Here is a 14,687-nt window from a genome sequence, read left to right as displayed (position 1 = left end):
CCGATCAACACGCACACCGACGCCAGGGCGAGTAGCGGTTCGAGCGTCGATTCAGCGGGAACGGGGTCAGGTTCACTTCCGAAAGGAGGATAAGTGAACCTGACCCCGTTGTGCAGCGCCATCGCCAGGCGATTGAACGAACGTCCGAGGAAGACGTGAGGCTACGAAACACCCGCCGAACGTTATCGGCAATGTGTTGCGTCGACCGGTTGAATCCGCCGCCAGGAGCGGTCATTCAACGGTTGAGTTTGGCGGCCGCCGAAGGCGATCCGCTGGAACGAAGAGTTGGGCACATTCCTCAATCGACAATGAACAGCTTTGCGCCAAGCTCTGTGTATGAGCGGTGGGGTTCGGCGTTATCCGCAACTTGGTAGCTCATGCCTGGCTTGAGAACGAATATCCGACCATCCTCGAGTTCGGTATGAAGTTCGCCTTCAGTGCAAAAAAGGACGTGGCCTTTGACGCACCAATGGTCCGCGAAATAGCCTGGTGTGTATTCAACAATGCGCACGCGGATGCCTCCGAAGTCTTGCGTGCGCCAATAGGCGAGCCCGCGCTCGCCTTTATGTTCAGTTCGCTCGATCGTCGACCAGTCGGTGGTACCGAATGGAATGCCTGCCATTTGCACGGGTTGCCCCTCTCTGCAGTAGTTCCTAACTAGCTAGTGGGCCGACGCGCAGGTCGGGTTATATGTTTGCAGCTTTCCGCATCGGCCCCAAGCGCAGCCTCGCTTTCGGACACCCCAAAAGGGGACGGCAATTATCCTATTTTAATTCACTCCGTCCCCTTATCGGCTTTCGAGTTGCCTATCGGCGCTCCCTTCGCCAGGCGTCGATGATCTCCAGCACCGCGTCGGAGGGCTCCTGGTCGGAACGCCATTCGACCGGCGAGCCGGCATCCAGCAGCAGTCGGCCAACCGCTTCGTGGTCGCCACATCGGCCTTCCGACATACGGCTACCCTCGGCGGCCCAGACCAGTGGCTGAGCGTGAAATTCCAGATCGCGCACAGCGGTGGAGGCCCCGCGCGCCAGCAGCAAGCGCGCCGCCTCCACCTGCCCACTCATCGCCGCACAGTGAAGCGCGGTCTTGCCGATCTCCTCGTCACCGCGATCCGGATCCAGGCCGCAGGCCAGCAACGCATCGATCGCATCCGCATCACCCTGCTCGGCGGCACGGTACAGCGCCGCGTAGTGATCAGGCCGGATCTGGGTGCGCAATGCCGGATGCCCGGCAAGCATGGCGTCCACCGCGACACGATCGCCACGGCTGGCCGTGGCGATCAGTTGGTCGACCAGCTCAAGCGCCTCGCTGGCGCCATGCAGGGCCAACCACTCCGCCACGGCGCGGTTGCCGTTCATCGCCGCCAGGGCATACGGGGAATACCCATCGGCCCGACGCCGCGACAGATCCGCCCCACGTGCGGCCAGCAGTTCGACCAAGGCCACGTCACCACGCGTGGCTGCCGCATGCATGGGGCTCTCACCGTTGGGCTCGAAGACCGGGTCTGGATCGGCGCCATGATCAAGCAGCCAGCGCACGCCATCGATGGCGTTCGACCACTGGAGGATCGCGTACAGCGTGGCCGCTCCGTCCGTGGCCCAGCGCTGGTTGGCCGAGGCGCCATGCGCATGCAGAAAATCCAGCTTGGCGATGTCGCCCGCGCTGGCGAGTATGGGCAACGTCACGCCATCGTCGGGATCGGCGCCGGCTTCCAGCAACACCTCGGCCACGGGAAGCGAACCGGTCACCAGCATCGCGCCCCACAGCACCGGACGATGCACGCCATGGTGCTTCCACGGAAAGCGCAGCTGCACGTCTTCACCCAATGCCAGCAGCCGTCGCGCGATCGCCACCAGGCCATCGGGGTCGGCAAGCCCCGCGGCGTGAAGTGCGGTATGACAGATGTAGTGCAGCGGCCGCCAGTCGCGTGGCCCGCCCTGCTCCTGCGCAAGCCTGGGGTTTTCGGCCAGCAAGGCTTCCACCCGGGCAGCATCCCCCAGTACAAGTGCGGCGTGAAAGCTGACGCGGGACAGATCGGGATACCGCTCCAGCAATCGGCGCGCACGTCCGCTGCGTCCATCCGTCGCCGCTTCGACGAAGGCGACCACCGCTTCATCACCTTGCAGCGTCAGCTCCTCGATGCGCTCGGCAAGTGCCTTCCATGAGGGAAAGCCATGCTCGCGCGCCATCACCGACTGGGCGTCGTGGAGAGCCAGGGAAACGCCGGCCAGGGCATCCATGGGCAGATGGGCGAAAGCAGGCAGGATGCGAAAGCGTTCGAGCGCGGCGGGATCGCCACCTGTGGCCAGTCGCTTGAGCTCCTTGGCCTGACGCTTCAGCTGATCGATGTCCGGACGGTCCGGAAGAATACGGTGGGTCATCACGACAACCTCCATGCAGAGGCCGGCGGTCCGCAAGCTGGCCAGCACGGAGACGGGATGCCGTCATGCGTGTTCAACCAGGGTGGACTCCGTCCTTCGCGCGGACCCGCGAGCGCCCCGAAGCGCCCGGTGATGATGCGCCACGCATTCGCAAAGAATCAACACACATGGGCCGTTTGGCATCAAGCGAAGCGGGAATGGGGTCAACCGGGAGCGGGGTCAGGTTCACTTCCGAACGGAGGATAAGTGAACCTGGCCCCGTTTTGGTTACGTCCCTGACACCGTTTCGGCCGTCCCGCAATAAGGGTGGCTGCGCGTGGTCCATGGACAGTGCGCAGCAGCCATGGCGATGTCGAGCCTGAAGAAGGCGCATTCAGACTTTTTCGGCACTTCTCGCCGCAAATTCCGTTGAGTACACTCCGGCCAATTCCGACGGGACGCCACTGGGTCCTTGCGGAAGGGGAATGGGGAGTGCAGTCCGCGCCCGCTTTCAGATCCCCACCGGTTCAGCATGGCGCGACTCAGCGGGTAAGCCCGGAACCGTAACTGCCGGCTCGCTGCGCACCACGCAGACTCCAAGCGCTTTTTTTTGCTCTTTGCGCAAAAACATCCAACGCGTCCAAGAAACGAAGCCAGTCACCCGATGCCGCAACCCGGACGTCGGCTGCCGCAATCCCAATGCCTCGCCCCGGTCGGTGGAGCGCCTTCTCCTTCGACCGCCACGGAACGGAGGATTGACATGCACTTCTCGCCTCTCGCTTCTCGAAACAGCCACCGCGATCGTCGACGCTTCGCGATTCCAGCCATGATCCTGCTCGCGTGCCTTGCCGTCACGACAGGCGCCCGAGCCATGCAGGGCCCACCCGCGCAGGCGCCCGCGAATGCCCCGACCACCGCAACCGCCCCGCCCAATCCCGGCGCGTTCAGCAATGCGCCGCGCGAACCCCAACGGCTGTCGAGCGAACAGCAGGCGCAGCACTCCATGCTGACGGACCGCGAGCAACTGCTGTCATACGCCATCCTGCTGTTCGGCACCGCCGTCCTGTTCGTGCAATACCTTCTTTTGCGCACGCCAAAGCGAAACTCGTATGAAATCCTGCAGCTTCTGGCGATCAACCTGATCGTCACGGGCACACTTTTCCTGATCAGCGCCGGCTTCAGCGCGCAACAGATCTCACCCGGACTCGGCCTCTTCGGCACCATCGCCGGTTATGTGCTAGGACGCAGGGCCGGCGACGCCCCCAAACCCGATAGCGCGGATGACAATCATCGAGGTGCGCCATGAATATCTCGCCCTGCCATGTCTACGGACCACTGCTGCTCGCCATCCTGCTGACAGGCTGTTCTGGCCAGGAGAGCGGACAGGCAACCGAGAGCACAGCCGCCGTGATGGCGGCGCAGACCGCAAGCACGCCGTCAACGCCGGCTGGCACCGTCGCCGAGCCGGATGCCAGCCATCGCGCGGCACCAGAGATGCACGATGAACCTGCACCTCAGGCCGCGATGTCTGCGGCCCAACCCGCGCCGACCGGCACGGCCCCGCCATCGCCTGAGGAATCCGTAGCGCCACCCGCGGCCCAGGCCAACCAGCCGGACCAGGCGAGCCTCGCCCGGCAGGCGGAGCCGGCATTGAAACCGGCGGCAAACGCGGCGGCGGGTACGGACAAGCAGAACGCCATGGCCACGCTCGCAAGCCCCCACGCCACACCGCAACAGTTGGCGCACGCCGCCATGGCCAGCCACGCCATCACGCAGGCGTCGACGGTCCATCCGCCACGTGCGACATCGCAGGTTACGCATGCGTCCACGGTACTCAACGCGCAATCTGCCAAGGCGCAGAAATTCGCTTCGCTCATGACGCGCTTCCATCGTCCCGCGGCGCTCGCGCGCTACGACACTCTGGTCGCGCCGCCGCCGACCATGACAACCATGAGTCTGAAAATGGGCGGCGTCGGCATTTCCAACTTCGACGACGTCGCCCGCGTCAATTTCGCACTCAAGACGTCCGACAGCGACTGGACCAATAACTACCTCGATCCCCGCGACACGCGGGAATTCGGCTGCGGCCTGATAGGAGACTGCCTGTTCTGGATGCAAACGGGTGACAGAACCCCCGTCTACTACGCGATGCATCACGAGCAGCGCTACGCGATTTTCTGGGACCAGAACAAAGCCATCTGGGATTTGCGCCTGGCCGTGCAGGACCCGTGACGACCGATCACCTGGCTCATGTGAAGCAACACGCGGTTTGCCTCATGGATGAGGCTGCTGCGCCTCATCCATGACCCGGAAAGACTCGGCGATGAGGTTGCCGATAGTCGGCGATGAAGCGTTCGGGCTCACCGACGAAGGGGCAAGCCTCATGCGTGCGCGGGACGAGCCTCATCGTTGAGCCGCGGAGCCTCGCGCGTGAGTCTTTCCGGCTCAGCGATGAGGCAGAAAGACTCAACGATGAGCCAGCGAGCCTCATGCACGAGTGGTTGCTGCCTCGTCGATGACATCAAAAGACTCAATCGTCAGCATGGGCAGCCTCACCGTTGAGCAAGGGAGCGTCATGCATGAGCCCTTCCGGCTCATCGCCGAGGCTGAAGGACTCGACGGTGAGCCGGCGAGGGTCAGCGGCAAGGCGGCGCGGCCACAGCGGCGAGGTGGAAAGCAAGGCCTCCGGCGCGGTTCGGCTTTGCCCACTTGTGTCGAATCGCAATTCACCCGTTCGTCGTGAAGAGAATGGCAGCCACCGGGGCTGCGCGGTCGCGGAGCATGGCATGAGCAAGTACATCATCTACTTCAACCAGGCGTGGGTCGGCGAGCACACCGAGACGTGGTTCGCCGCGCGCGGTCCGCTTGCACGCGCGGTCGTGGACGATATGAAGGCGGCTGGCGCCTACGTGTTTGCCGGAGGGCTGGACGAAGACCCGGAAAATGCCTTCAGCGCGGATGCCACCAGCGGCACGCTGAGGTTCACCGAGGGGCCGTACGTGCGGAACCCCCAGTTCCTGGGCGGATTCGCCGTGATCGACGTGGCCGACGAGCAGGCGGCAAGGCAATGGGCGGGCAAATTGGCCGAAGCATGCGGCTGGCCGCAGGAGGTTCGCCGGGTCAAGTAGTCGAACAATGGTGTCCGAACAATGGTGTCAGGGACAATTTGACGAGGCCTTTGGCGACCCGAAATTGTCTCTGACACCTTTTCGGCTTGGACGGATTGTTATGCGCCGTGCTTGAGTTGTCGAAGCAACAGGCGAGAGGCGGCTGCAATGGCAAAAATAATCAGAAAGTTCAAAACTAGTCGACAGAGAGGCGGCCGTGCTGCAACTGCTCGTCCCGAGCGACATGTAAAGGGCCAGGATCGGCTGGAGATTCAGCCGCAGTTGCCAGTGCACACATTTTTGGCGGCAACGCGTCCCGAACGGCGCCCTCCTTCAGATTCAAAATTTAGCTGGCTCCTTGCGTTGCCTCGCATCTGCGCGTACATCATCAGCGCCCTCTCAACCCGTTCACCCGGCGCATGATAATGCGCGCTTTCGCTAGCTGTGAACGACGATTTAATTATTTCGAATGCTTCCACATTGTTGATGCCAAAAACACGCATTAAATACACTCCCACGGCAATGACAGACCGTGTTCGACCATGATTGCAGTGAACTACCACAGGCACGTTTCTGTTGGAACACCTGACAAGCTCATCGCTGAGCAGATCGAGTCTGGCAGCTATCTCTTCGTCTAATTCGTGCTCCCTACCGTAGTAGCCATCTAATTGCACATCAAAGACTGTTGCGTTGGGAATCGTGTAAGCACCATTCGCAGATGATAGGTACAAAGTCCAGCCATTAAAGTGAATGAACGGTACAAAACCAACGTTGCCGCCCGCTCCCAACAAATGCCCTTGTACGTGGTTTGTCTGGCACATTACGACTCTCCCGTCATCGTTGTTAGACGTTTACCACATTCCGTGGATCGATTTAGAAAAGAAGAATGGTGTCAGGGTGAGATGCCCGGGTCTGACGGCCACCTTTGTTTTTGGGTTGACTGGTCTTCTACCCATTCTTGCCGAGCCCGAAGAATGGTGTCAGGGACAATTTGATGACTCCTGTTGCCGCCCCGAAATTGTCCCTGGCACCTTTCTGGGCTTAGGAACCGCCGGGCTGACCGGGCACCGCGTGCAAGGCGTCGGCCTTGCGCGCAAGGCCAAGGGAAAGGTGTCAGGACAATTCACGAGTTCCGCGCGCGGCGGGATCGGATATCGCTGGCGGCATTCAATGGTCCCTGCCCCTCTTTTGGTTTGGGTAGCTGACGCCGTGCTCCGACTGCAGCTACCACAATCTCCGGACGCCGACGTCTTCAGCGCGCGCGAACGAAAAGGCAGTCCCATCACCGACAGCACAGGCCTCAGTTCGAAGACGTCTACATCGCGGGCATCGCGGCAGGCGTCCCGTCTGACCAGGTGGCGACGCCGACCAGCAGAACCGACAGCGGCGGCAGCTTGGCAGCATCGGCCTGGTGATCCGCCGTGTAGAACCAGTAGTTGCCGCCGAAAACGGGGGAGCCGGACGCGTTGGCGCCCCAGTCGGCGCCATCCTTGGACGGGATGTAGAACATGACGTGCGCCATGTCATGGCCGCCGTCGTCGGAAAGATAGGACGACTTCGACATCATGTAGCACATGGCGCCCGGGCCCAGAGGGGGAATTTCCCCGGTGCGGAGGGCAGCCCCGATGCGGTCGGCGACTTCGGCGTCAGAGCGACCGGCAAGGGTCATCGCCGTGCGAAGTTTGGCGATCGGCGTCATGCTGCGCGCGGCCTGCGGGTTGTCGCATCCTGCGGCGCGGATCTTCGGGCTCCATCGCTCGGGCCAGTCCGGCGCACCGCTGAAACCCCTGGCCACCCAGCAGACGAACCCGTTGGTACCGGTGACCGCGGTTTCATAGCCCTTGGGGGTCAAGACCAGGACGGTCGCGTCCTTGGAAATGGAAGCGGGTGCGGCACTTCTGGCCAGCGCGATTTCCTGGGCACGTTCCATCAGGTAGGCCTTGACGGGGGCCATGCGGGGGTAGGACTCGGCCGCATGCGCGACAGCGCCGATCAAGGCGAAACCGACCAGGGCCGCGCAAGCCATCCGCCTGGCGGCCAGCCTGCCCGTCAAGCGCGGATTCGCCGGCCTCCCAACGGTCCGGAGAGAGCCGCGTTCATGGCTGCCAGACATCCTTGCGATCGTCGTCATCAACATGGCGTTGCCCTCTGGATAGCGCCGGCTGCGCGGCTCGATTCACGGTTTTTGCTGCACGGCCTTTACCGACCGCTCATCGGAACGACGAGTCGGATCTTCCGAAATCGACATCAAGCTGGAAATTTTTGCCGCCCCACGGGTTCGTAATATCCGGCTCCGCTCGTTGGCAAAGCAAGACGAAGCGGAAGACTGCATCGGTCGGGATCATTTCCCGGCGGGCCGGAAAAAAAGCTCGACCGGCCGGGCAAGAAGCTCGGCGGGTCGAGCAAATAACCTGGCGCGTCGGGTTCGGGTGCTCGGCGCGCAGACAAAGGGGACGTGGCCAATCAAACGGACGTCCACCGGCACGGCCAATCAAGGTGGCCGATGGAATCAATCAGCCACGTCCCCTTCAATTTCCGCACTATTTTTTTCTTCTCGCGGGAAGCCGTTGTCGATTGTTGCAGCCAGGGCAACATGCTGAGGACCTTCACGGTACTACCGGCGCGAGCTCCCCTGCCTAGACTTGATCGCACGATCAGTCGAAAGCGCGAGCACAACGAAGCGCGCGACATTCGCGGTCGTGCTCGTGCACCGCGCCCTCCCCCGCGGATTACCCCACGCAACCCACAGGACTCCTGAAAAATGAGCGCTACAGCCCGCAACGTGCAACCGGTTACCGCCAACATTGGCAATGACGATTCCGGCGAACTCGTGTCTTCCCGCTACGCCGTGCGCATTGGCGACGTCGACGTCGTGCTGATCAGCGATGGCATCCTGCCGCTGCCAACCTCCACCATGTCCACCAACGTAAGCGAAGCCGACCGCAACAAATGGTTCGACCATCGTTTCCTGCAACGTGACATGTTCGACTGGGCGCTGAATATCGCGCTGGTACGCAGCGGCGACCGCCTGATCCTGATCGACTCGGGCGTGGGCGACGGTTTCGAGTACTTCTCGCGTGCCGGTCGCTCGGTGTTGCGGCTGGAAACGGCAGGCATCGATCTCGCGGCGATCACCGACATCGTGGTCACGCACATGCACATGGATCACGTTGGCGGGCTGAACGTGGATGGCATCAAGGCCAAACTGCGCCCGAACGTGCGTATCCACGTGGCCGCGGCGGAAGTGGAGTTCTGGAAGCACCCGGATTTCAGCAGGACGGTGATGCCCGAAGCAGTGCCGCCCGCGCTCCGCAAAGCGGCTGCGAGGTTCGTGGAGCTCTACAGCGACAACATCGCGCCGTTCGATCGGACCGTGAAAGTCGCCGCAGGCGTCACCGCGCGCGTGACGGGTGGCCACACGCCGGGACACTGCGTCGTGGACGTTGCTTCACAAGGCGAAAAGTTGACGTTCGTCGGCGACATGATTTTCGAAGTGGGCTTCGATCATCCCACATGGCAAAACGGCTTCGAGCACGAGCCTGAAGTGGCGATGGCCGCGCGCATCGCGCTGCTCAACGAAGCCGCTGAAACCGGCTCGCTGCTGGCCGCAGCGCACATCGCGTTCCCATCCATCGGTCACGTTGCAAAGAACGGTGAGAGCTTCCGTTTCGTGCCGGTGCAGTGGGATTACTGATGGATTTTCGACCAGCAACCATCATTCTGTAGGTTGCACTGACGATTGAAATGGGCCGCCGCGAGTTCGCAAGACTCGCGGCGGTTTGTTCTTTGGAAACAGAAACGAACGTGGCCAGATTCACTTCCGTACGCCAAATAAGTGAACCTGACGCCGTTTTGCGAGCTCGGCTCAATGACCGCCGCTCCTCTATGCCGCCCTCAAGGCCCTAGTGCGCTACCCGATGCATTGGCGACGCCGTCACTACTGCCGTTCAAACCGAAGCTCATGGGCAGCACGATGGCCGTCGCCACCGGTTTGCCGTCGACCCATTCGGGCTTGGCGAGCATGGTCCGCATCGACTCCCGCAAAACCCGGGCGAACACTTCGGTAGCGTGGTGCGTGCCCACGACGACATGCTGGGAGAGCTTGGCATCCTTGAGCTGGATGTCGGTCACGCGGCCGTCCGGCTGCACCACGGCGGACATGGTGACGGTGCCCTCGACCCTGTCGCGAACCATTTCCGGCGGGTAACTGGGATTGTGGGTAAAGGTCAGACTGGGTCCGTTGGAGAGGCAGTCGATCTTCATCCCGTAGTGATCCTTGTCCTGCGGTACGAGCAGCAACTGCACCCGGCCATAGGTACGCGCTGTCACCGGCACGCCATTCCGCACCGGTGCTTTGAAAGTCCAACGGCGCGCCGCCTCCTGCAGCGGCACCACGAATGGCGTCGGCACACCATCCGGCAACGCGACGTGCGAGACGTGACCCTGCACGTCAATGTCCAGCGCCAGGTCGTAACGGAAACTCCGCTCCGCAGGTTGCGCGACCGCGGTACCGATACATCCCATCGTCAGCAAACAGACCATCATCCATTTCATCGCATTCCCCCTGTGTTGTCGGCTCCGCGCCGCATGCAATCAAAACCGGGATCAGAGCCGACTTCCCAGGGTCGGCCTGAAGGAAAGTGCACTCTGACCCCTGCTTTCGAACCCTGTTTTCGCCTGTCTTGAACGCTGGCTTCTGAGGAAGCGCGGCTTAACTTCCTCCGTCCCGGTTTCGCTCTGAGGTGATCCGTATCGTCACGCTCCGGCGCTGAGTGGCCCAATCGACCAATGGCGAGCTGCTCTTCTATTACCCGCCGTGCCATTACTGCAGTTGAACGCTCAAGGACAGGTTTGCAGATTGTAGTAAAGCGAAAGATCAGACCAAGCTGGCTGCATCGCAGGTGTCGTTCCATTGAAAGATGCAACTAGTCCATACCAATTGCTCCCGGTGTATGGATAGTCATTGCCAGCAACCCAAGCAAATTTCGAGTACCTCTTCTGACGCATACATACGCTCGCGCCAAGGAATCCCTGGTAGGCAGCAACCTGATCCTGCACCGTCCAATTGGTACCAAATGACATGCCGTACTCGTCGATCCACAGAGCTTTCGAAGACACTGAAGCATACGAATCAAGGATTGCGTTGGTAGCCGTAGCGTAGCTTTGCCATGTTGAACCAGATGGTAGGGAGACATAGAGCGCTGCCGCCACGATGGGATTGGATGGCGTATTGGCGTTCATCCATGTCGCCAATTTACTGATGAGCAGGGGATTGTTGTTGCTATTTCCCTGCACTCCGATGACCTCATAAGAGGCGTTCAGGAACGGCGCGTAGGACTGCTTCCAAGCCCAGATAGATTTGATCCACGCTCCGTGATTCATGGGCAGCGGCTGCACCGCGACCTTATCTCCTTCGCACCCAGACAGATAGCACGGAGAGAGATCACCACCCAGCATGATCATTCCGAGATTGGTGTAATTAAGGTTGTCAATCCAAGTTTTGTACCAAAGCTTGTCATGCAAGTACGGGCTTACATCCGTAAACAAGCCATTACTGTCCGTTTGTGTCACAAGTACCAATTCGATAGTGAAAGCGCCCGCGTTGGAACCACTACGGGTTATTGCCATGAAATCATTGACTTCACGAATTAACGTGGCACTAGGGACTGGCTCTACTTCACTTCGATTTGGAAAATGATTGTAGGCTACCAACAGGCGAATCCAGTTAACGCCGGCGCTACGATATTGCGTAAGCAGCGCATCAATCTTGGCGCGAATAGCAGGATCGTATTGATTGGCGAGTACCCAAGGGAAATCCTCCGCTACTCCATCCAGATAGAAAAAAGTGACTCCGCGAACATCACCGCTAATGTTCGGAGTGGCCGACACACTGCCGGTGATAAATATGCTAAACATCAACATCAGCGAAACGAACATTTTTTTCATGGACCTTAACCTTCCTTAGATTTGGGTTGGGGAAAATTCAACTACGAAGTGCACCGCGGTTGAAGGAGACATCGAAAGCTTGCTGTTGGTGTGCGAAAACGTAACCGTTTGCGGAAATCGGGACGGAGGAAATTAAGCGGGCCCAGGCGAAGAAGGCCTTGTGCCGCCCGGTAAGTGTGCGACGGACTGGACGGCCGAAGCGAGCCGAAAACCAGCCCAAGGGCATTTAACTTCCTCCGTCACGGTTTTCCGGAAATTTTAAACAGCGGCTGCGGCCTTGCGGATTACGTCGATGACGACGTCCGGCTGGGAAAGCATCGGCACGTGGCTGCTTGCTACCTCGGTGACGGTCGCCCCCATGCGCTTTGAGACCCACCGTTGCAGGTCGGGATGCACAGTGTGGTCTTGCGTGGTCAAAATGAACCAGCTCGGCTTCGACTTCCACGGGGTGCGCTTGATCTTCTGTTGCTGGAACAGATCGGCGACGGGTGCATAATGGGTCGCCCAGACGAGCTTCTGCTCTTCCTCGGAAAGGTCTCCGCAGAAGAACTCAGTACCATTCGGAAGCATCCAGGCACGTCCGTCCGCGACCTCCACGCGTGAGAAGATATCCGATGGATACTTGTCGAGTTGCTCCTGTACGGTTTCGCCGACATCCGGGGCAACCGCTCCGATGTAGACGAGGCCGGCCACCCGATCATCGACGCCAGCGGCCGTGATGGTAGCGCCCCCATAAGAATGACCCACGAGGATGGCGGGGCTGCCGACGCGGTTGAGCGTGCGCTTTATCGTAGCCACGTCCTCCTCGAACGAGTCCAGGCCATATTGAACTGAGATCACCTCATGCCCGTCCGCCTGCAAAGCGGGGATTACCTTGCTGAAGCACGATCCATCGGCCCAGATACCGTGGCAGAACACGATGGCAGGTTTGGATATTGCAGACATATTGAATTCTCCTTCGCTTCTCAGCTTTGACTGGAGTGATTGGGGGTGCTTCCGTTGGTACAAAGACGGCAGCGACTGCGACGATACGTCTCCCCTCTATCGATGAAAAATACTTTGTGTGATCGAACCTATGCCTTGAATGCATACGGGAGGTCAGATGGAACTTCGACATTTGCGCTATTTCATCGCCGTCGCAGAGGAAGGCGGACTATTGGCCGCTGCTCAGCGGCGACTTCACACGTCGCAGCCGTCGTTGAGCCGGCAGATTCGCGATCTGGAATCCGAAGTCGGTGTAAAACTGCTGGAGCGTGGAGCACGTGGCGTGGCGCTCACCGCTGCCGGGAAAATTTTCCTCGATCACGCGCGCTTGGCGCTCTCGCAAGTTGAAGCCGCTACCGACGGTGCACGGCGGGCAGCACAGCCGGAAAAGCTTGTGTTAGCCATCGGTTTCCTTGCCGGGCAGGAAGTCGTGTGGTTACCCCATGCGCTGCGTATCCTCCGGGAGGAGGCGCCGGAGGCCGAAATCACGCTGTGCAGCCAGTCCTCCCCGGAACTTGCGCTCGCGCTGATGCGAGGGAAGCTGGACGTTGCCTTCCTTCGCGCGGAAGCACAGACCGAAGGCCTGTCCTTCAAATTCCTGGCAAGGGAGCCGCTGATCGCCGTGTTGCCGGCGGATCATCGCCTGACGTCACGCAAAAAGATCCGGCCGCAGGACCTGGCCAGCGAAATTTACGTCAGTTCGGCGAGAACGTCTCCGGTATTGAAGTCCGTGATTCAGGATTACGCAGCGAAGGTCGGGATCACGCTCAAGGCGGAGTACGAAGGAGAGAATCTGCCATCGGCGATGTCGCTCGTCACGTCCACGGGTGGCGTAACGCTCATTCCGCTGTATGCGCAAAACATGCTGACACCGAATGTTGTTGCCCGGGCGCTCGACGGCGTACCTCCGACGATTGATCTCGCCCTGGGATACAACAATGCGAATTCATCTCCCCTGCTCCTTCGGTTTCTATCTCGTGCCGACGAGTTGGTGGCAAGCGTTCAAAACCACAGCATCATCCGATATGTCGTTTAGGTATGTAGTGTCGAACAGGCTCACTGACCTCCCGTGATCACTTCCAAAACAGGGGTCAAAGTCGCCTTTTCACAACGGGCGCCACTAGAAAGTCCACTCTGACCCGGGTTGACCCCGGGTTCAAATAATCGTCCTCTCTAATCCTTCATCGAATGGATGAAGTCAGGCTGATGCTCGTCAGGGAAGGGACAGGATGGCCATGCGACAGGGCGGGTGACCACGTTGTACTCATGAGAGCGGCGCGCTCCTTGGCGGTGAGTCGGACGCCAGCGGGATAGGAAATCTCGGCAGCCTCGGTCTTGCCGCTGGCATCCAGCGCCAATACAAAGCAGACGAGCGTTGTGTGGGTGCGGTTGAACGGCTCGCCGCCATAGAACCGGGGAAATTGCGAAGTGATATGGGGAGGCGCATCCGCCTCGGTACCCAGCACGTGGTCAGGTAGCTGCTTCTCGAAGTCGGACAGCAACGGCGCCTTGTCGCACGAGAGAATCGGCGCTCCCGCCTGGACCGATAAGCAGCCAATCATGCCGAGTGATGCAACAAGTAATCGCTTCATCATGTTTTCCCCTATCAATTGGATACTCAACCAGGATCAGGAAAGAGCCGACCGCGATTTAATTGCCCTGCCCCTTACCGCTGGACGACCTGATTTAATTAGCCATGTCCCCTTTAAATCCCCAAGACTCCTTCAACGAAGAAAGTGCACTCTGACCCCGGTTTTAGTCCGCAGAAACGAACGAGGCCAGATTCACTTCCGTATGCCAAATAAGTGAACCTGACCTCGTTTTGTGCCCCGGCTAGCTCCGAGCCCGGCATTCAAAGGAAGTCCACTCCGACTCCAGCTTTTGTTTCGTCACCTGACCAGGGTCAAGACGACCATCGTGCTGCGCGGGGAACATGCGGTATCGCCACGCCACAACGACAGGCATGAAACGAGGCCATACGATGGAATTCCATATCGCGCTCACCGATGCGTGCCCCGGCCCCGACGTCATCCAGGACGTCATGTTCGACATCGATCCCAACGCGGTAGTCGATCTCGACATGAGTGGCTTGGTGATGCGGATATCCTCCTACGTGACGGTGAGCGACCTGATCGAGTTACTGCGGCGAACCGGCTGGGCGGTGGCGCCGGAACAGGTGGTGCAGTTGCCGACCATATGTTGCGGTGGCTGCTCTGGATGAAGTGGATCTTGGCCGGCTGCCCTCCGGACCGATGAAAAAGGGGTCAGAGACATTTTATAAGGATGAAAA

Annotated in this window: 14 protein-coding genes; 6 read left to right on the top strand and 8 right to left on the bottom strand. The window is 60.2% G+C overall.

The window, feature by feature from the left end; translation table 11 throughout:
• Positions 1 to 298: 298 nt before the first annotated feature.
• Complete coding sequence (locus EAH75_RS02085) at positions 299 to 622, bottom strand: DHCW motif cupin fold protein (RefSeq protein ID WP_240046328.1); 324 nt, start codon at positions 620 to 622, stop codon at positions 299 to 301.
• Between the two features lie 184 nt (positions 623 to 806).
• Positions 807 to 2,381, bottom strand: a complete 1,575-nt coding sequence (locus EAH75_RS02080; protein ID WP_161596231.1) for an ankyrin repeat domain-containing protein — start codon at positions 2,379 to 2,381, stop codon at positions 807 to 809.
• Positions 2,382 to 3,120: 739 nt separating this feature from the next.
• On the opposite strand from EAH75_RS02080, the gene EAH75_RS02075 reads away from it, so the two are divergent.
• From EAH75_RS02075 to EAH75_RS02065, 3 genes are all read left to right on the top strand, one after another.
• Positions 3,121 to 3,666: a hypothetical protein gene (locus tag EAH75_RS02075; RefSeq protein ID WP_140803994.1), complete on the top strand. Its 546-nt coding sequence runs from the start codon at positions 3,121 to 3,123 to the stop codon at positions 3,664 to 3,666.
• The gene (locus EAH75_RS02070) at positions 3,663 to 4,592 is read left to right on the top strand and encodes a hypothetical protein (protein ID WP_140654727.1); all 930 of its coding nucleotides are present in this window, start codon (positions 3,663 to 3,665) and stop codon (positions 4,590 to 4,592) included. The genes EAH75_RS02075 and EAH75_RS02070 overlap by 4 nt, the downstream gene beginning before the upstream one ends.
• 554 nt (positions 4,593 to 5,146) lie before the next feature.
• The gene (locus tag EAH75_RS02065) at positions 5,147 to 5,488 is read left to right on the top strand and encodes a YciI family protein (RefSeq protein WP_140654725.1); all 342 of its coding nucleotides are present in this window, start codon (positions 5,147 to 5,149) and stop codon (positions 5,486 to 5,488) included.
• A 251-nt stretch (positions 5,489 to 5,739) separates the two neighbouring features.
• Here the strand turns inward: EAH75_RS02065 and EAH75_RS02060 are convergent, their stop codons facing one another.
• A complete protein-coding gene (locus EAH75_RS02060; protein ID WP_140803991.1) occupies positions 5,740 to 6,288 on the bottom strand; it encodes a dual specificity protein phosphatase family protein in 549 nt (182 codons plus the stop codon).
• A gap of 494 nt (positions 6,289 to 6,782) precedes the next feature.
• Entirely contained in the window at positions 6,783 to 7,604 is an 822-nt protein-coding gene (locus EAH75_RS02055; RefSeq protein ID WP_140803988.1) for a hypothetical protein, read from the bottom strand.
• A gap of 624 nt (positions 7,605 to 8,228) precedes the next feature.
• Here EAH75_RS02055 and EAH75_RS02050 point away from each other — a divergent pair.
• Positions 8,229 to 9,161, top strand: a complete 933-nt coding sequence (locus tag EAH75_RS02050; protein ID WP_140803986.1) for an MBL fold metallo-hydrolase — start codon at positions 8,229 to 8,231, stop codon at positions 9,159 to 9,161.
• A gap of 200 nt (positions 9,162 to 9,361) precedes the next feature.
• Here the strand turns inward: EAH75_RS02050 and EAH75_RS02045 are convergent, their stop codons facing one another.
• From EAH75_RS02045 to EAH75_RS02035, 3 genes are all read right to left on the bottom strand, one after another.
• The gene (locus tag EAH75_RS02045) at positions 9,362 to 10,021 is read right to left on the bottom strand and encodes an energy transducer TonB (RefSeq protein ID WP_140803984.1); all 660 of its coding nucleotides are present in this window, start codon (positions 10,019 to 10,021) and stop codon (positions 9,362 to 9,364) included.
• Between the two features lie 285 nt (positions 10,022 to 10,306).
• Positions 10,307 to 11,413 (bottom strand): hypothetical protein, encoded by a 1,107-nt coding sequence (locus EAH75_RS02040; protein ID WP_140803981.1) that lies wholly within the window; start codon positions 11,411 to 11,413, stop codon positions 10,307 to 10,309.
• 258 nt (positions 11,414 to 11,671) lie between these two features.
• On the bottom strand, positions 11,672 to 12,358 hold the full coding sequence (locus EAH75_RS02035; RefSeq protein WP_140654711.1) for an alpha/beta fold hydrolase: 687 nt from the start codon (positions 12,356 to 12,358) through the stop codon (positions 11,672 to 11,674).
• A 157-nt stretch (positions 12,359 to 12,515) separates the two neighbouring features.
• Here EAH75_RS02035 and EAH75_RS02030 point away from each other — a divergent pair, with 157 nt between their 5' ends.
• Positions 12,516 to 13,433, top strand: coding sequence for a LysR family transcriptional regulator (locus EAH75_RS02030; RefSeq protein ID WP_140654709.1), 918 nt, complete (start codon positions 12,516 to 12,518; stop codon positions 13,431 to 13,433).
• 145 nt (positions 13,434 to 13,578) lie between these two features.
• Here EAH75_RS02030 and EAH75_RS02025 read toward each other — a convergent pair whose 3' ends face one another.
• Positions 13,579 to 13,989: a hypothetical protein gene (locus EAH75_RS02025; RefSeq protein ID WP_140654707.1), complete on the bottom strand. Its 411-nt coding sequence runs from the start codon at positions 13,987 to 13,989 to the stop codon at positions 13,579 to 13,581.
• A gap of 389 nt (positions 13,990 to 14,378) precedes the next feature.
• Here EAH75_RS02025 and EAH75_RS02020 point away from each other — a divergent pair, with 389 nt between their 5' ends.
• Complete coding sequence (locus EAH75_RS02020) at positions 14,379 to 14,618, top strand: hypothetical protein (RefSeq protein ID WP_140803978.1); 240 nt, start codon at positions 14,379 to 14,381, stop codon at positions 14,616 to 14,618.
• The last annotated feature ends 69 nt before the right edge of the window (positions 14,619 to 14,687 follow it).

Source organism: Rhodanobacter glycinis (genome assembly GCF_006438785.1).
GTDB classification, from domain to species: Bacteria; Pseudomonadota; Gammaproteobacteria; order Xanthomonadales; family Rhodanobacteraceae; genus Rhodanobacter; species Rhodanobacter glycinis_A.
The sequence above is the reverse complement of the archived record's forward strand: the minus strand, read 5'-3'. Positions and strand labels throughout refer to the sequence as shown.